Genomic DNA, 16317 nt, shown 5'->3' with positions numbered 1-16317 from the left:
TGAAGGGGCCAGGAAGGCGGTGCGCGGGTGAGCTCGGGAGGGCTGGAGCTACCCCCAGGTGACGCAGGTCATGAGGGGGACTCCGCCGAGGTCACGCCAGGAGCGGTCTCGCTCGCGCGGCCGATGGAGATCGGGGCGGAGCTGGACTGGGGCGCGGACGCCTGGAGCGAGGTGCGTACGCGCGCCCAACGTGCCGGGCGGGCCTACATCTGGCTGAATCTGGTGGAGCAGCGTCTGCGTGCCGTGGTGGCCGCGGTGCTGCGCCCCATCTACGAACCGGTCCACGGCGACGACTGGGTGGTCGCGGCGGCCGGCCCGGCGGGCCAGGAGTGGGTCCAGCGTGCCGTTGCGGTGCGGGAGGTCTCCCGGCGCAAGGGCTACCTGCTGGACCCGGCCGACGACAATGTGCTGTCCTTCCTCACCCTCCCGCAGCTGCGGGAGCTGATGGTCCAGCACTGGCCCTGCTTCGAGCCCTACTTCGACGACCGGCGCGACGTCGAACTCGCCCTGGACGAGCTCGAGGTCGCCCGGAACGTGGTCTCCCGCAACCGCGCGCTCAACGAAGCGGTCCTCGCCCAGGCGGAGCGGGCCTCGTCCCGGCTGCTCGAGATACTCGGCAGCGGGGCCGGTGTGCCCTCCGCGGACCGCCTCCGCGTGGACGCCGTCGAGGATCTGGTCGGTGACCGGTACGCGGACGTCGTCTCCGTCCACCCCGACCGCGTCCGGCTGCAGCGCCAGCTGCCCGCCGAGGACCTCTTCGGCGGCGCGCGCCGTGTCGACGCGATCGGCATAGGCCTGAACCTCCTGGTCCAGAACTTCTCCGGGCGCAGACTTGTCAGGCTCGCCGAGTCGGGCTGCCGGGTCCGGCTGCTCTTCCTCAACCCGGCGAGCAGTGCCGTCAAGCGCCGTGAGCGTGAACTGGGAATCAAGAAGGGTGAGTTGAGCCGCACGGTGGAGATGAACATCCTCCATATGCGCCGGGTGCGCTCGCGGTTGCGCGACCCCGACGCCTTCGAGATCCATGTCTTCGACGAAACCCCGCGCTTCACCGCGTATCTGGTCGACGGCGACGGACCCGACGGACTCGCCGTCGTCCAGTCCTATCTGCGCCGGGCCCGCGGCATGGAAGCACCCGTCCTGGTGCTCCGCGGCGGCGGACGCTCGGTGGTGCGCTCGGGGCACGACAGCGAGACCGGACTGTTCCAGACGTACCGCGAGGAGTTCGAGTCGGTCTGGGCCGACTCGCGGCCCGTGTCCTGACTGTCAGTGGTGCGTGCCAGAGTGGTCGACGACTGGGGGAGCACCACCGCACCACCGCACCACCGAGGAGGGGGCACCATGGCCTGGCACCGTGAGCCGTTGGTCGGCTTCGACCTGGAGACGACCGGCACCGATCCGCTCGACGCCCGCATCGTGACGGCCGCCGTTGTCGGTCTGCGGGCCGGGGGGCCGGTGCGGCGGCGCACATGGATGGCGGATCCCGGCATCCGGATTCCGGCGCAGGCCTCGGCCATCCACGGCATCAGCAGTGAGCGCGCGGCAGCCGAGGGGCGGCCCGCGCCCGAGGTCGCCGACGAGGTCGCCGAGACGCTGACCGGCTACTGGGCGCAGGGCGTACCGGTCGTCGCGTACAACGCCGCCTTCGATCTGACGCTGCTCAGCGCGGAGCTGCAGCGCCATGGCCTGCCGTCGCTGAGCGAGCGGCTCGGCGGCCGCCCGATCGGTCCGGTCATCGATCCGTACACCATCGACCGGGCGGTGGACCGCTACCGCAAGGGCAAGCGCACGCTCGAAGCGGTCTGCGTGGAGTACGGCGTGACACTGGACAGCGCGCACGACGCGGAGGCGGACGCGCTCGCCGCCGTGCGGGTGGCCTGCGCGATAGCCGAGCGGCACGCCTCGGTCGCGGAACTGTCCCCGCACGACCTGCATGAGCGTCAGGTGCGCTGGTACGCGCAGTGGGCGGCCGACTTCCAGCGCTTCCTGCGCAAGAAGGGCACCGAGGACGCCGTCGTGGACCCGTCCTGGCCGCTGCGCGAGCACGCGCCGGTCTCCGGCTGACACCGCCCGGGAGGGCCGAAGACCCTTCTTCCCGGTCCTGCCGGGGCTCGCGTGCCCTGGCATGCCGCCCCCCAGCCCTTCGGGTACGGGGAGGTTCCCCAGCACCGGACCCCGCTCGCTGATCTCCGCTCTCGTCCGAAGAAAGGCCCCGGAAGGACTAGAAGGGATACCAGCGCACCTCGGGGTCGTCGTCGCGCAGGGACGCCACCCGGCGGCGGAACTCGGCAAGGGCTTTGGGGTCGGCCGGGGCGTGCTGGGCCACCCAGGCGCAGCTGGCGGTCTCACGGGCGCCGCGCAGGACCGCACAGCCGTCCCATTCGCGGACATCCCAGCCGTATGCGTCGGTGAACGCGTCGTAGGCGGCAGGGTCGAGGCCGTAGCGGTCCCGGGACAGCGCCATGACCACCAGGTCGTGCTCGCGCAGGTCCGACGAGACCGTCTCCAGATCCACCAGTACGGGACCGTCCGGGCCGACATGGACATTGCGGGGCAGGGCGTCGCCATGGATCGGGCCCGGCGGGAGACGGGGCGTGAGCGTGGCCGCCGCCTCTGCGTAACCGTCCCGGCGCGCCCGCAGATACGCCGCGTCGGCCGGATCGATCGCCTCGCCCGCCAGGCGCAGCCAGCGCTCGACCCCGCCGAGGAGGTCGCGGCGGGGCAGCTCGACGCCGGGCGACGGGAGGGCATGGATCAGGAGCAGCAGCCCGGCCAGGTCCGCCGGCCCCGCCGGGCGCAGCGCATCGGCAAGCCGGTGCCACAGCGTCACCGGATGGCCCGCCACGAGCCGGGGCGTCGGCTCGGCGGCCCGCACGGCAGGGACACCGGCCTCGGCCAGCCAGGCGGCGACGGCCAGTTCGCGCTCGGCCCTGGGCAGCAGCTCGGCGTCCCGGCCGACCTTGACCACCAGGTCGCCGGCCGCGAAGACCGCGTTCTCGCCGAGCGCCAGCAGCGTCGCACCGGCCGGGAGCCCGGCGGCCACCAGTACCTCGCGTGCCCGCGTCTCGTCCATCCGGCCTCCTGCCTCCTGCGCGAATTCGCCAAAGTTTCGCATCCGCGCAGGCCGTCTTGACGAACCGACGGGCCGTCAGCACGATGACCAAGGCCCGCCAGGGCGGCAAGCTCCGCCGGATACACCCATGTTCAGGACGAGCCGCCCGAAGGAGTCGATGACGTGACATTGGCGACCGCAACGGCGCGGACGGGTAAGCGCACGGACCATGGAGCCTGGTTCCTCGTCCTGCCGGCGCTGATCCCCATCCTTGTGCTGAGCGTCGGCCCTCTTCTCTACGGCATCGCGCTCGCCTTCACCGACTCCCAGGCAGGGCGCACCGAACCCACCGAGTGGATCGGGACGCTGAACTTCCGGGACCTGCTGCACGACACCCTGTTCTGGGAATCGTTCCGGATCGGCCTGCTGTGGGCGGTCGGCGTCACCGTCCCCCAGTTCCTGCTCGCCCTCGGCCTCGCACTGCTGCTCAACCAGCAACTGCGGATGCGCTGGCTCGCCCGGGCGCTCGCGATCATCCCCTGGGCCATGCCCGAGGTCGTCGTCGGCATCATGTGGCGGCTGGTCTACAACCCCGACGCGGGCATCCTCAACGAGACCGTGCGGGACCTGGGCCTCGGCGACGGCCGGGACTGGCTGACCGGCCTCGCCACCGCGCTGCCCGCCGTGATCGCGGTCGGTGTCTGGGCCGGTATGCCGCAGACCACCGTCGCTCTGCTCGCCGGCCTGCAGAACACCCCGCACGAGCTGCACGAGGCCGCCGCGCTGGACGGCGCCGGCGCCTGGCGCCGGTTCCGTACGGTCACCTGGCCCGCGATCAGACCCATAGCGCTTGCCGTCACCGCCCTCAACCTGATCTGGAACTTCAACTCGTTCGCCCTCGTGTATGTGCTCACCGGCGGCGGCCCCGGCGGCCGTACCCGGCTGCCCATGCTCTTCGCCTACGAAGAGGCCTTCCGCTACGGCCAGTTCGGATACGCGGCGGCCATGGGGTGCGTCATGGTCGCCGTCATATCGGTGATGCTCGCCGTCTTTCTCGCAGGGCGGCTCAAGGGAGGGGATCAGTGATGGCGGCCCTCGGCACCGGCAGGTCCGCACGCGCCGGCCAGTACGTGGCGCTGCTGTGTTACGTCGTCTTCCTGGCCTTCCCGTTCCTCTGGCTCATCTCCACCGCCTTCAAGCCGGCGCGCGAGCTGGCCTCGCTGCACCCCACGTGGATCCCCGAGAACGCGACGCTCGACAACTTCCGCCAGGCCTTCGACGAGCAGCCGCTCCTGCAGGCCGCGGGCAACAGCCTGGTCGCGGCGCTCGCCGCCGCGCTGATCGCCGTCGTCATCGCGACGCCCATGGCGTATGTGATGGCCCGCAACCGCAACAGACTCACTGCCGCGTCGACGGGATGGGTCGTCGTCAGCCAGGCGTTCCCGTTCGTTCTGGTGATCATTCCACTGTTCCTGATCCTGAAGAACCTGCATCTGATCAACACCCTGTTCGGACTGGTCATGGTGTACGTCGTCTGGTCGCTGCCGTTCGCTCTGTGGATGCTGGTCGGGTACGTACGGGCGGTACCGCTCGAGCTGGAGGAGGCCGCGGCCGTCGACGGCGCGGGCCGGCTCCGCACCCTGATCTCGGTCACCGCGCCGCTGCTCGCACCAGGCATCGTGGCCACCGCGCTCTTCGCGTTCATCACCGCGTGGAACGAGTTCTTCTTCGCGCTCGTCCTGCTCAAGACCCCGGAGAAGCAGACTCTGCCGGTCGTTCTCACCCACTTCCTGGGCGCTGAGGGCGTGGCAGACCTCGGGCCGCTCGCCGCGGCGGCCTTCCTCGCGACGCTTCCCTCTCTCGTCGTGTTCGCGGTGATCCAGAAGCGGATCACCGGCGGGATGCTGGCCGGGGCGGTGAAGAGCTGATGCGTGCGCGACTGCTGACGGCTGCGGGCGCCGCGCTGGCACTGCTGCTGACCGGCTGCGGCGGCGCCGACGGCGGGGGGGACGGAAGGATCCGGCTCCGCTTCCAGTCGCTCGCCTGGCAGAAGGAGTCGGTCGACGCCAACAGGGAACTGGTGAAGGAGTGGAACGCCGCCCATCCCGATGTCCAGGTGGAGTATGTCCAGGGCAGCTGGGACAGCGTGCACGACCAGCTGCTCACCTCCTTCGAGGGCGGCGAGGCACCGGACATCATCCATGACGCCTCCGACGACCTGGCCGACTTCGCGTACGGCGGCAGTCTCGCCGATCTGCGCGAGTTGCTGCCCGAGCGGCTGAAGAACGACATCCCGCAGCAGAGCTGGCTGACCACGACGTTCGGTGAGGGGATCTACGGCGTCCCGTTCCTTCAGGAACCCCGGGTCCTGATCGCCAACAAGAAGATCCTCGAGGCGTCCGGCGTACGGGTGCCGACCGCCGAAAGGCCCTGGAGCTGGGAGGAGTTCCGTCAGATCACCGCGGAACTGACCCGGCAGATGGGGGACGGGAAGTACGGCGTCGCCTGGCCGCTGAAGGAGCCGGTGTCGGTGACCCTCAACCTCGGACTCTCCGCGGGCGGGCGGCTGTTCCACCGCGGTGACGACGGCAAGGTCACCGTCGACTTCACCGACGGCGACGCCGTGGTGGCCAGGACGATCCACGACCAGATCAACACGGACAGGAGCGCGGCCCGCAGCACGCTCGGCATGGGCGGCTCGGACACCCTCCCCGGGTTCTTCGGCGGCAAGTACGCGATGGTGCCGCTGGGCTTCTCCTACCGGCAGCAGATCGTGCAGCAGGCGCCCGAAGGCTTCGAGTGGACCGTGCTGCCCGCACCGGCCGGGCCGGGCGGACCGGCCCAGGGCGTGAGTCCGCAGACCCTCTCGGTCGCCGAGGACAGTGCGCACAAGAAGGAGGCGGCGCAGTTCATCGACTTCATGCTGCAGCCCGCGAACATGGTGCGGCTGGCGCAGGGCGACTGGATGCTGCCGACCGGCACGCAGGCGCTGCGCGATCCGGCGCTGCACACACAGAAGGACGGCTGGGCGACGGGAGCGGAGCTCGCGGCCCATCTGCGTCCGGCGCCCGCCCAGTCGGTGCGCGGCTACCCGGAGTGGAAGGACAAGGTCGCCACCCCGGCGTACCAGGAGTTCTACAGCGGTGCGATCGATGTGCAGGAGCTGGAGAAGCGGCTGGTCGAGGACGGGAATCTGGTGCTGGCCCGCTACCAGCGCTGACTGCGGGGCGGCCGGCCCCGCTGCCGCTCGAACGGGTGCGGGTGAGGGGGCGTTGAACGCCGTCCTCTCCCGCACGGCCGTGCACGGCATGGGATCTATTGGACGAGACGTCTCGTCTCGCTTATGCTGACGTCATGACGACCACCGATCGCGCCCATATCGCCATGTTCTCCATCGCCGCCCACGGGCACGTGAACCCGAGCCTCGACGTCGTACGGGAGCTCGTCGCCCGTGGGCATCGCGTCAGCTACGCGATCCCCGCCTCGTTCGCGGACCGGATCGCCGAGACCGGCGCGGAGCCGGTGGTCTACGCCTCCACCCTGCCGACGGACGATGAGCCGGAGGCCTGGGGGACCGAACTGATCGACAACATCGAGCCGTTCCTGGACGACGCCGTCCAGGTGCTGCCTCAGCTGGCCAAGGCGTTCGAGGGGGACGAGCCCGACCTTGTCATCCACGACATCACCGCGTACCCGGCGCCGGTGCTCGCCCACCGCTGGGGTGTGCCCGCCGTCTCTCTCTGGCCCAATCTCGTGCCGTGGGAGGGGTACGAGGAGGAGGTCGCCGAGCCGATGTTCGCCGAGCTCAAGGAGTCGGTGCGCGGCAAGGCGTACTACGCGCGCTTCGGGGCCTGGCTCGCGGAGAACGGCATCGACACCCACCCCGACCGGTTCGTCGCGCGCCCGCGCCGCGCCGTCGTCCTGATCCCCAAGGCGCTCCAGCCGCAGGCCGGCCGGGTCGACGAGTCGGTGTACTCGTTCGTCGGGGCCTGCCAGGGCGACCGTGCGGGCCAGGGGGAGTGGGAGCGGCCGGCGGACGCCGAGAAGGTCGTGCTGGTGTCGCTCGGGTCCGCCTTCACCAAGCAGCCGGCGTTCTACCGCGAGTGCGTGAAGGCGTTCGGTGACCTGCCCGGGTGGCATGTCGTGCTGCAGATCGGCAAGTACGTCGACGCGTCCGAGCTCGGTGCGGTCCCGGCCGGCGTCGAGGTCCACGACTGGGTACCCCAGCTGTCGGTCCTTCGGCAGGCGGACGCGTTCATCACCCACGCGGGCGCGGGCGGCAGCCAGGAGGGACTCGCCACGGCGACCCCGATGGTCGCGGTCCCCCAGGCCGTGGACCAGTTCGGCAACGCGGACATGCTGGTGGGCCTGGGCGTCGCACGCCGCCTGGACACGGAGTCGGCGACGGCGGACGCGCTGCGGGAGGCGGTGGTGTCACTCGTGGACGACAAGGAGGTGGCCGCGCGGCTGGCGACGATCCAGGCGGGCATGGCATCCGAGGGCGGTACGCGACGAGCGGCGGATCTGATCGAGGCGGAGCTTTTGGCCCGGTGAGGCCGCCGGGGCAAGGCCGGCGCGGTGTTCGGGCCCGCCCCTTCGCGCCTGCCCGGCGCCCCGGAGGACCTCGCGTGCCAACCGCTGCCGGGCCTCGGCCGGTTCGGGTGAGGATCGCGGTCTGCCGGTGTTCCTTGCCCCGCCCCGCAGGCCGACGGCGCCGAGCCGCGGTTCTGCGGAGTGCCTGGGCGCCAGGTTCCCGCTGCGGGCCCGGCCCGGCGAACAGGGCTGTGCCCCGCCCGGCCGGGAGGGCGGGGCGGGGCACGGGTGGAGTGTCAGACGCGGACCGGCTCGCGGTGGCCGTCGTCGTCCCGGTGCGGGGCACGGCCCGCCACGGGCGGCGCCGGCTCCTCGTGGGACAGGTCCGGCAGCCAGTTCAGCCACTTCGGGAAGTACCAGTTCCGGTCTCCCAGCAGTGCCATGACCGCCGGCAGCAGCACGCCCCTGATGATCGTCGCGTCGATCAGGACCGCGGCCGCCAGGCCGATGCCCATCTGCTTCATCGACTGCATCGACAGCGTGCCGAAGATCGCGAACACCGCGACCATGATGACCGCCGCGCTCGTCACCACGCCCGCCGTGGTCACCACGCCATGGGTGATCGCCTCGCGGGTCCCGCGGCCCTGAAGCTTCGCCTCGCGGATCCGCGACACCACGAACACGTGGTAATCCATCGACAGACCGAACAGGATCACGAACAGGAACAGCGGCAGCCAGGAGATGATCGCGCCCACGCCCTCGGCGCCGATCAGGGACGCGCCCCAGCCGTGCTGGAAGACCGCGGTCAGGATGCCGTACGCCGCGCCGACCGACAGCAGGTTGAGGGCGATCGAGGTGACCGCGATCGTCAGCGACCTGAACGAGAGCAGCATCAGACCGAAGGCGAACACCACGACGAAGGCGAACACCGGCGCGACCGCCCCGGCCATCTGGTCGTTGAAGTCCTTCGAACCGGCGACCTGACCCGCGATGGGCGCCTCCAGCCCGTCGACCTTGCCCAGCGTTGCCGGCCGCACCTCGTCGCGGAGCACGGTCAGGCTCTTCTCGGCCCGCTCCTGGTCGGAGCCGCCGACCAGGGGCACGTACACGAACGCGAGATTCTGTGCGTCGTGCTTCACGACCTCGACCGGTCCCTGGGACGCACCGGAACTCACCGCGCGCTCACGGAAGTCGGCGATGGCCTGCTGCACCGGCGCCGCATTGATGTCGTCGGCCTTGACGACGACCTCGGCCGGATCCGCCCCGCCGGGGAAGGCCTCGTTGAGACGCTCGTAGGTCGCCACGATCGGCAGCGAATCGCCGAACTCCTGGTCCAGGGTGAGGTTCTGGGTCTTCATGCCCACCGCGGGCAGCGCGATCGCCACCAGCGCACCCGCCGCGACGAGCAGCGAGACCAGCGGCCGCTTGAGCACACCGCCGAGCACCCGGGTCCACACCCGGCTCTCGCCGCCCCGGCCGTTCGCGCCGCGCTTGATGCGGTTCAGGAAGGGGATACGTCCCTTCTCCACCCGCTCGCCCAGAAGCGACAGCAGCGCGGGCAGCACGGTCACGGAGCCGACCATCGCGACCGCCACCACGATCAGCGAAGCCAGACCCATCGACTCGAACTCGCCGATTCCGGTGAAGAGCATGCCCGCCATCGCCACACACACCGTCACACCCGAGACGACGACGGCCCGGCCGCTGGTTGCCGCGGCGATCAGGATCGCCGTGCGGCCGTCGCGGCCCGCCGCCCGCTCCTCCCGCTCACGCCGCAGGTAGAACAGGCAGTAGTCGACACCGACCGCCATACCCACCAGCACCATCACGGAGTTGGCCGAATCGCCCATCGGCATCAGATGGCTGGCGAGGCCCATCAGACCCATCGTCGCCATGATGGCGGTGAGGGCGAGCAGCAGCGGCAGCAGCGCAGCCACCACAGCGCCGAAGGCGATCAGCAGAATGCCGAACGCCACCGGCACCGCCGAGTACTCGGCGCGCTGGAAGTCCTTGCCGGTGGCCTCGTCGAAGGTCTTGCCCATGCTGGCGCCGCCGATCTGTTCGATCCGCAGCTCCCTGTGCCTGTCCTGGACGCCGGCAACGGCATCGAGCACCGGCTCGATCCGCTCGTGCGCCGTCTCGGGATCGCCGCGTACATCGAACTGGACCAGCGCGCTGAGCCCGTCCCTGGAAAGGGACTTGGTGTCGTACGGCGAGGTCACCGCGGTCACTTCACCGGTGTCCTCGACCGCCTTCATCACCTCGTCGACGGCCTTACGGAAGGCGGGGTCGGTCGCCTTCACCGAACCGTCCCTCGCCTGCATCAGCACGGACTCGCCGGCCGGCTCGTCGATGCCGGCCTCCTCGGCGATCCGGGCCGCCTGGGTGGTCTCGCCCGAGAGCTGATCGGTCTCCTTGAGCTCGACCCGGCCGGCCGCCGAGCCCGCCACCATGGCGAGCAGGACGAACAACACCCAGATCCCCACGGCGGCCCAGCGGTGTTGTGCGCTCCAGCCGCCTGCCCGCGCTGCTATGCCGCGCGGACCCCCTCCTGCTCTCCCCATGTCCCCGCCTGTCCCCTCATGCGTCTGCGTGCGTGTGTGCGACCGCGTGGCTTCGCGTGTTTGCGTCTTTGCGTACGTGTGGGCGCGATGTCGACTGTGGACAACTGGTGAAGGTCCGCCTACGGTTCGAACCGCAGAGCCCTCTATGAAGTTAGAGGCAGGATTCGGACTTCTCCTCCTGCTGGCCGGTGACCCGGACGGTGGGTATCTCCTCCTTTCGGAGGGCGTGCATCCCCGGCAAGAAGGATCGAAGCCCCTTACATGTAAAGGCGGTTGGGGGTGGCGTCCGGTCTGCGGCGACCTGGCCGGTTTCTTATTGCGAAAGCTTGTTGAGTAAGTCACAGCTGCATGAAGGTCTTGATCTGGGCGCGTCAATCGGTCAGGGTTTCGAACCAGTCCCCGCAAGATTTGCGTCCGCGGGGGCATTCCCCCCACAAAATGATGACGAGGAGTCCCCTCTTCATGGCAACTCACAAGCGCTCGAGCAGGATCAAGCTGACCGCGGCCATCACCGCCGTCGCTGCCGCAGCCGGAGTCACGCTTCTCAACACCTCGTTCGCAGGCGCAGCGGCGCCCGCCGAGGGCAAGATCTACGGCGCCAACGCCGAAGGTGCGGTCACGGGCAGCTACATCGTGCTGCTGGACGAGAAGGCCGACAAGAAGGATCTGGCCACGGAGTACGGCGGCACGCTGAAGCGCAGCTACAGCTCCGCCGTCAACGGCTTCTCCGCGAGCGGGCTTTCGGAGACCGAGGCCAAGCGTCTCGCTGCCGACCCGGCCGTCGCCAAGGTCGTCCAGAACAAGAAGTTCTCCATCAACGCCACCCAGGACAACCCGCCGTCCTGGGGCCTCGACCGGATCGACCAGGCCGACACCGCGGGTGACAGCAAGTACACCTACCCGGACGCCGCGGGCGAGGGCGTCACCGCCTACGTCATCGACACCGGTGTCCGCGTCTCCCACAAGGACTTCGAGGGCCGTGCTTCGCACGGCTTCGACGCCGTGGACAACGACGACTCCGCCGACGACGGCAACGGCCACGGCACGCATGTCGCCGGCACCATAGCCGGTGCCGCGCACGGCGTCGCCAAGAAGGCGAAGATCGTCGCCGTCCGCGTGCTCGACGACAACGGCTCCGGCACCACCGAGCAGGTCGTCGCCGGCATCGACTGGGTCACCAAGAACCACCAGGGCCCGTCGGTCGCCAACATGAGCCTCGGCGGCGGTGTCGACGAGGCCCTCGACGAGGCCGTCCGCAAGGCCATCGCGGCCGGTGTCACCTTCGGTGTCGCCGCCGGCAACGAGTCCTCGGACGCCGGTCAGGGCTCGCCGGCCCGGGTGAAGGAAGCCCTCACCGTCGCCTCCTCCACCAAGGAGGACGGACAGTCGGACTTCTCCAACTTCGGCGAGGTCGTGGACATCTACGCGCCGGGGTCGGACATCACCTCGGCCTGGAACGACAGTGACGAGGGCACCAAGACCATCTCCGGGACCTCCATGGCGACCCCGCACGTCGTCGGCGCCGCCGCGGTCTATCTGGCCGGCCACCAGGAGGCCACCCCGGAGCAGGTCGCCGAGGCCCTCACCGGGGGCGCCACGCCCGACAAGATCACCAACCCGAGCGCGGGCACGCCCAACAAGCTTCTGAAGGTCGTCGAGTAACCGACTTCTCGCGGCTGCCGTGCCCTCCCCCACGGGGCATGGCAGCCGCCCTATCGTTGGCACATGACGACGAGGCATGCGGCACTGCTGCGCGGCATCAACGTGGGCGGACACAACAAGGTCCCTATGGCCGAACTCCGGGCCTTGGTCGAGGAGTTGGGCCACACCGACGTCGTCAGTCATCTGCAGAGCGGCAATGTCGCCTTCAGCAGCGCAGGCGAGGACGAGCAGGAGCTCGCCGACGGCCTGGAGCGCGCCATCGAGCAGGCATTCGGGTTCCATGTCGACACCCTGGTGCGCAGCGGCTCCTACCTGAAGGCGGTCGTCGACAACTGTCCCTTCCCGGCCGACGAGCTGGAGGCCAAGCAGTTGCATGTCACCTACCTCTCGGAGCAGGCCGGCTCCGGGCGGCTGGCCTCGGTCGACCCCGCCGCCTTCCTGCCGGAGGCGTTCCGGCCGGGCGACCGGGTGCTGTATCTGTACGCGCCGGACGGCCTCGGCCGCTCCAAGCTCGCGGAGGCCCTCGGCCGGCCCGGCCTGTTCAAGGGCGTCGTCGCCACCACCCGCAACTGGAACACCGTCGTCAAACTGGTGGAGATGACCCGTGACTGATCCCTCGTCCACGGACGCCGTCAGTGCCGCGATGGAGGCGGAGTTCCGCCTGCTCGACCCGACGGTGCGCTCCTCGGCCGAGCAGCTGGCGGAACTGCTGCACCCGGACTTCCTGGAGATCGGCACCTCGGGGCGGCTGTGGGACCGGGATTCGGTCATCGCCGCGCTCACCGCGCGGGGCGCGCCCACGCCGCGGACGATCACGACGTCACGGATGAGCGGCGTACAGCTCGCCCCCGATGTCGTCCATCTGACCTTCGACACCGAGTCGGGGGCGCAGCACGCGCACCGCAGCTCGCTGTGGCGGCTGACCGGCAGCACCTGGCTGCTCTACTTCCATCAGGGCACGCGCTTCGGCGACGAGGGCCCGATCGCCACGCACGACAACCACGGGCTCGCTGACGGATAGGGCGGCCTCAGCGACCACAAGTGGCCCACTGAACCAGTGCTCATGTGGCCCGCGGTGATGTGACACTTCCGGCCTAGGGTCGCCGTATGACCGCACCCGGGCCTTCTGCCATCGTCGACTTCTACTTCGACCCCGCCTGTCCCTTCGCATGGATCACCTCGCGCTGGATCCTGGAAGTCGAGCAGGCGCGCGACCTCGATCTGCGCTTCCGTGTGATGAGCCTGTATCTGCACAACATCGGCAATGAACTGCCCGACTGGTACCGCGAGTTGGTAGACCGCTCGATCGGCCCTGTACGGGTGGTGGCCGCGGCGGCGCAACAGCACGGCGAGCACGTGCTGCGGGATCTCTACACCGCCCTCGGCACCCGGATCCACCGTGACAAGAACACGGACTTCGACGAGGTCGTCGCCCAGTCCCTGGCCGAGGTCGGCCTGCCCGCCGCCCTCGCCGCCGCGGCGCACGAGGACGCCTACGACGAGGCGGTGCGCCGCAGCCACGACGCGGGCAAGGACCCGGCCGCCGGCGGCTATGTGGGCACGCCGACCATCCATGTCGACGGCGCGGTCTGGTTCGGCCCCGTACTCAACTCGATCCCGCGCGGCCAGGAGGCCGTACGCCTCTTCGACAGCTTCCGCGTCCTTGCGGGCCATCCCGACCTGTTCGAACTCAAGCGCACCCGCACCGGCAGTCTGACCTTCGACTGACGCGCGAGGAGCTCCCGCGCCGGAACCTGTCGCGTTTGTTCAAGAACGCGGTCTCTGCCCGGGCATAGCGTCCCGGGCATGGACAAGGACACCGTGTACCCTCATCTGACCGAGTGCGCCGCCGAGGCCGCCCGCATCGCCCACGGCGTCGCAGCCGGGCGGCTTCCCGCGCCGACACCCTGCACGGACTGGGACGTCCGAGGCCTCGCCAACCACCTCGTCCTCTACACCTCCCACGGACTGGAACACCGCGCCCTGCGCAAGCCACTGCCCGATGCGCTCGCGTCCCGTGACTTCACCGCCGACACCGACTGGGCCGCCCGGTACGCGGCTCAGCTGGACCGGGCCCTCACCGCCTGGTCCGATCCGGTGGTCTGGGAGGGAGAGGTGGACCTCGGCTTCACGACGATGCCCGCGGCGGAGATCGCCTCCCTCATCACCAAGGAACTCGCGGTCCACGGCTGGGACCTCGCCCGCGCCACCGGCCAGGACCACCGCATCTCCGACGGTGCGGGCGCGCTGGTCCTCGCCGTCGTCGAGCAGCACGCCGACGTCTACCGCCAGTACGACGGCTTCGCCACACCCGTCCCCGCCCCGGACTCGGCCCCGGCCTTCCGGCGCGCACTGGCCGCCACGGGACGTGACCCGGGCTGGACCGCCTGAACGGCCGGCCGGACGGGGCAGTAAGGGCCGGCCGGGACGGGGGTCGAGCCAAGTACCCCTTTCGGGACGAACCGAGGGGCGTCGTGCCCGACCGGCAGCGCCCCTGCACCGGAAGCCACTGAGGGGCAGCCGCCCCTGGCGGGCCGGGAATTCAGTTGCCTCGCGTCACCCCAAGCTGGCTAGATGCTCCACATGGCGGACATTCAGGGCTCATACGATGATCTGTTCACTGCCGTGCCCGGCGCGCTGGCGGCACTGCTGGACGAGGGAGACGCCGGTGGCTCGGTGGCCGTCTTCGTGGACGGCCGGCCGGTGGTGGACGTCTGGGGCGGATTCACCGACGCCGACCGTACGATCCCGTGGCAGCGCGACACGATCGTCAACGTCTGGTCCGTCACCAAGACGATGACCGCGCTGTGCGCGCTGGTTCTCGCCGACCGTGGCGAACTCGACCTGGCCGCGCCGGTCGCCCGGTACTGGCCGGAGTTCGCCGCGGCGGGCAAAGAGAAGGTGCTGGTACGCCACCTGCTCGCGCACACAGCCGGCCTGCCCGACTGGGACGGGCCGGTGGCGGAGCTGTACGACTGGACGTCCGCCACGGCACGACTGGCGGCGCAGGCTCCGCAATGGGAGCCGGGCAGCGAGGCCGGATACCACTCGCTCACCCAGGGATTCCTCGTGGGCGAGGTCGTACGCCGCATCACCGGCCGGACTCCGGGCGCGTTCTTCGCCGACGAGGTTGCCGGCCCGCTGGGCGCGGACTTCCACATCGGTCTGCCCGCCGAGCACGACCACCGGGTGGCGCTCACGATCCCGCCACAGTCCCGGGACGACGGCTACGCCGCGAGTGCCCCCGCCGGCGGCGCGACTCACGCCGCCGGGACCCCGATTCGGGTCCACGACGGGAACAGCGTGGCCTGGCGCCGTGCGCAGATCCCTGCGGCGAACGGGCTCGGCAACGCCCGCTCGGTCGCCCTCGTCCAGTCCGTGATGGCCTGCGGAGGATCGGTGCGGGGCGCGCGGCTGCTGTCGCAGGCGGGTTGTGACCGTGCCCGGGAGGAGCAGTTCCACGGCGATGACCGCGTCCTGGGCATGCCGATGCGCTGGGGTCTGGGCTACGGACTCTTCGGCAACACCTACGGGTGGGGCGGTTGGGGCGGCTCACTGGTCATGATCGATCCTGACGCCCGTATGGCAGTGGCGTACGTGACACATCAGATGCGCGAACCGGCGGACGACAATCGGGGACTGGAGATCGTCACGGCCGCGTACGACGGGCTCACTGGTCTGCGCGCCTGATCCCACGGGTCACATGGCAGCACAGGCTCGCCGGCACAGGTGCTTTTGGTCAGGCGCTGACCGAGAGCGCCGGCCGGTCCTGCCGTGTCCGCGCCGCCTCGTCGAACCGCGCGACCAGCAACCGCGCCAGTTCGGGGGAGGGACCCAGCACATCCGCCAGGACATCGGCGTCCGCCTCGTGCGCTCCGGCCGCGATGCGGTCGGGAAGGCGGCCCGGGGCGATCACGTAGGGGGCGACCGCCACGCGGTGCACGCCCGTGGCGCGCAGCTCTCGTACGGCGTCCTCGGTACGGGGAAGAGATGCGGAGGCGAACGCAGGCCGCACGGCGCACCAACCGGTGTGCCGCAGCTCCCGCGCCGTTTCAGCGATCACTGCGATCGCCTCCGGGTCGGTGGAACCCGCCGCTGCCAGGACCAGGCCGGTGGAGCCCCGGTCGGCAGGGGCGAGGCCCGCCTCGTACAGCCGGCGCTCCACCGCGCCCAGCAGCAGGGGGGACGGGCCCAGCACCCCGGCCTGGCGGATGCGCAGGCGGGGGTGCCTGGCCCGTGCGGAGTCGAGGACGGTCGGGATGTCGGCCTTGGCGTGAAAGGCCCGTGTCAGCAGCAGCGGCAGTGCCACCACGTCCTGTACGCCGTCGTTCGCCATCCGCTCCAGGACCTGCGGCACGGAGGGCGCGTTGAAGTCGAGGAACGCCGTCGACACGCGCAGCCCCGGCCGCAGCGACCGCACGTGCCGGGTGAGGGCGTGGACGGTCGCCGCGTGCCGCGGATCGCGGCTGCCGTGGGCGATGACGAGGAGGACGGGGCCGTGCATGGTGG

Annotated in this window: 15 protein-coding genes; 12 read left to right on the top strand and 3 right to left on the bottom strand. The window is 70.5% G+C overall.

Translation table 11 applies throughout. The features are described 5' to 3' along the window. Positions 1–27 precede the first annotated feature (27 nt). Together OHS70_RS07415 and OHS70_RS07410 are read left to right on the top strand one after the other, a co-directional pair. The gene (locus OHS70_RS07415) at positions 28–1260 is read left to right on the top strand and encodes an SAV2148 family HEPN domain-containing protein (RefSeq protein WP_328394910.1); all 1233 of its coding nucleotides are present in this window, start codon (positions 28–30) and stop codon (positions 1258–1260) included. Between the two features lie 78 nt (positions 1261–1338). After that, complete coding sequence (locus OHS70_RS07410; RefSeq protein WP_328394908.1) at positions 1339–2061, top strand: 3'-5' exonuclease; 723 nt, start codon at positions 1339–1341, stop codon at positions 2059–2061. Between the two features lie 157 nt (positions 2062–2218). Here OHS70_RS07410 and OHS70_RS07405 read toward each other — a convergent pair whose 3' ends face one another. Next, positions 2219–3070, bottom strand: coding sequence for a phosphotransferase enzyme family protein (locus OHS70_RS07405; RefSeq protein ID WP_328394906.1), 852 nt, complete (start codon positions 3068–3070; stop codon positions 2219–2221). Between the two features lie 162 nt (positions 3071–3232). Between OHS70_RS07405 and OHS70_RS07400 the strand changes: the two genes are divergently transcribed. From OHS70_RS07400 to mgt, 4 genes are all read left to right on the top strand, one after another. Next, entirely contained in the window at positions 3233–4135 is a 903-nt protein-coding gene (locus OHS70_RS07400) for a carbohydrate ABC transporter permease (protein ID WP_328394904.1), read from the top strand. Then, positions 4135–4977 (top strand): carbohydrate ABC transporter permease, encoded by an 843-nt coding sequence (locus OHS70_RS07395; RefSeq protein WP_328394902.1) that lies wholly within the window; start codon positions 4135–4137, stop codon positions 4975–4977. Before OHS70_RS07400 ends, OHS70_RS07395 begins: the two co-directional genes overlap by 1 nt. Then, a complete protein-coding gene (locus OHS70_RS07390; RefSeq protein WP_328394900.1) occupies positions 4977–6269 on the top strand; it encodes an ABC transporter substrate-binding protein in 1293 nt (430 codons plus the stop codon). The genes OHS70_RS07395 and OHS70_RS07390 overlap by 1 nt, the downstream gene beginning before the upstream one ends. Before the next feature lie 134 nt (positions 6270–6403). After that, a complete protein-coding gene (gene mgt / locus OHS70_RS07385; RefSeq protein ID WP_328394899.1) occupies positions 6404–7603 on the top strand; it encodes a macrolide-inactivating glycosyltransferase in 1200 nt (399 codons plus the stop codon). Between the two features lie 275 nt (positions 7604–7878). On the opposite strand, the gene OHS70_RS07380 is transcribed toward mgt, so the two are convergent. After that, complete coding sequence (locus tag OHS70_RS07380) at positions 7879–10146, bottom strand: MMPL family transporter (RefSeq protein WP_328394897.1); 2268 nt, start codon at positions 10144–10146, stop codon at positions 7879–7881. 462 nt (positions 10147–10608) lie between these two features. On the opposite strand from OHS70_RS07380, the gene OHS70_RS07375 reads away from it, so the two are divergent. From OHS70_RS07375 to OHS70_RS07350, 6 genes are all read left to right on the top strand, one after another. Further along, the gene (locus tag OHS70_RS07375) at positions 10609–11808 is read left to right on the top strand and encodes a S8 family peptidase (RefSeq protein ID WP_328394895.1); all 1200 of its coding nucleotides are present in this window, start codon (positions 10609–10611) and stop codon (positions 11806–11808) included. Between the two features lie 63 nt (positions 11809–11871). Continuing rightward, complete coding sequence (locus OHS70_RS07370) at positions 11872–12420, top strand: DUF1697 domain-containing protein (RefSeq protein WP_328394894.1); 549 nt, start codon at positions 11872–11874, stop codon at positions 12418–12420. Beyond that, positions 12413–12829, top strand: coding sequence for a nuclear transport factor 2 family protein (locus OHS70_RS07365; RefSeq protein ID WP_328394892.1), 417 nt, complete (start codon positions 12413–12415; stop codon positions 12827–12829). The genes OHS70_RS07370 and OHS70_RS07365 overlap by 8 nt, the downstream gene beginning before the upstream one ends. A gap of 86 nt (positions 12830–12915) precedes the next feature. Continuing rightward, positions 12916–13536: a mycothiol-dependent nitroreductase Rv2466c family protein gene (locus OHS70_RS07360; protein WP_328394890.1), complete on the top strand. Its 621-nt coding sequence runs from the start codon at positions 12916–12918 to the stop codon at positions 13534–13536. A 78-nt stretch (positions 13537–13614) separates the two neighbouring features. Further along, complete coding sequence (locus OHS70_RS07355; RefSeq protein ID WP_328394888.1) at positions 13615–14199, top strand: TIGR03086 family metal-binding protein; 585 nt, start codon at positions 13615–13617, stop codon at positions 14197–14199. Between the two features lie 192 nt (positions 14200–14391). Beyond that, positions 14392–15498, top strand: coding sequence for a serine hydrolase domain-containing protein (locus OHS70_RS07350; protein WP_328394886.1), 1107 nt, complete (start codon positions 14392–14394; stop codon positions 15496–15498). 49 nt (positions 15499–15547) lie between these two features. On the opposite strand, the gene OHS70_RS07345 is transcribed toward OHS70_RS07350, so the two are convergent. Further along, positions 15548–16312 (bottom strand): sirohydrochlorin chelatase, encoded by a 765-nt coding sequence (locus OHS70_RS07345; RefSeq protein WP_328394884.1) that lies wholly within the window; start codon positions 16310–16312, stop codon positions 15548–15550. Between the last annotated feature and the right edge of the window lie 5 nt (positions 16313–16317).

Origin of the sequence: Streptomyces sp. NBC_00390 (assembly GCF_036057275.1) — a bacterium.
GTDB lineage: Bacteria > Actinomycetota > Actinomycetes > Streptomycetales > Streptomycetaceae > Streptomyces.
Note: the sequence above shows the minus strand (reverse complement) of the source record. Positions and strands in the feature narration are given on the sequence as shown.

What these genes read in the sequence shown, in the direction of transcription:
- OHS70_RS07370 (WP_328394894.1), top strand. Translation starts at nt 11,872, where the DNA reads ATGACGACGAGGCATGCGGCACTGCTGCGCGGCATCAACGTGGGCGGA.
- OHS70_RS07360 (WP_328394890.1), top strand. Translation starts at nt 12,916, where the DNA reads ATGACCGCACCCGGGCCTTCTGCCATCGTCGACTTCTACTTCGACCCC.
- OHS70_RS07380 (WP_328394897.1), bottom strand. Translation starts at nt 10,146, where the DNA reads ATGGGGAGAGCAGGAGGGGGTCCGCGCGGCATAGCAGCGCGGGCAGGC.
- OHS70_RS07375 (WP_328394895.1), top strand. Translation starts at nt 10,609, where the DNA reads ATGGCAACTCACAAGCGCTCGAGCAGGATCAAGCTGACCGCGGCCATC.
- OHS70_RS07355 (WP_328394888.1), top strand. Translation starts at nt 13,615, where the DNA reads ATGGACAAGGACACCGTGTACCCTCATCTGACCGAGTGCGCCGCCGAG.
- mgt (WP_328394899.1), top strand. Translation starts at nt 6,404, where the DNA reads ATGACGACCACCGATCGCGCCCATATCGCCATGTTCTCCATCGCCGCC.
- OHS70_RS07345 (WP_328394884.1), bottom strand. Translation starts at nt 16,312, where the DNA reads ATGCACGGCCCCGTCCTCCTCGTCATCGCCCACGGCAGCCGCGATCCG.
- OHS70_RS07350 (WP_328394886.1), top strand. Translation starts at nt 14,392, where the DNA reads ATGGCGGACATTCAGGGCTCATACGATGATCTGTTCACTGCCGTGCCC.
- OHS70_RS07405 (WP_328394906.1), bottom strand. Translation starts at nt 3,070, where the DNA reads ATGGACGAGACGCGGGCACGCGAGGTACTGGTGGCCGCCGGGCTCCCG.
- OHS70_RS07410 (WP_328394908.1), top strand. Translation starts at nt 1,339, where the DNA reads ATGGCCTGGCACCGTGAGCCGTTGGTCGGCTTCGACCTGGAGACGACC.
- OHS70_RS07390 (WP_328394900.1), top strand. Translation starts at nt 4,977, where the DNA reads ATGCGTGCGCGACTGCTGACGGCTGCGGGCGCCGCGCTGGCACTGCTG.
- OHS70_RS07395 (WP_328394902.1), top strand. Translation starts at nt 4,135, where the DNA reads ATGGCGGCCCTCGGCACCGGCAGGTCCGCACGCGCCGGCCAGTACGTG.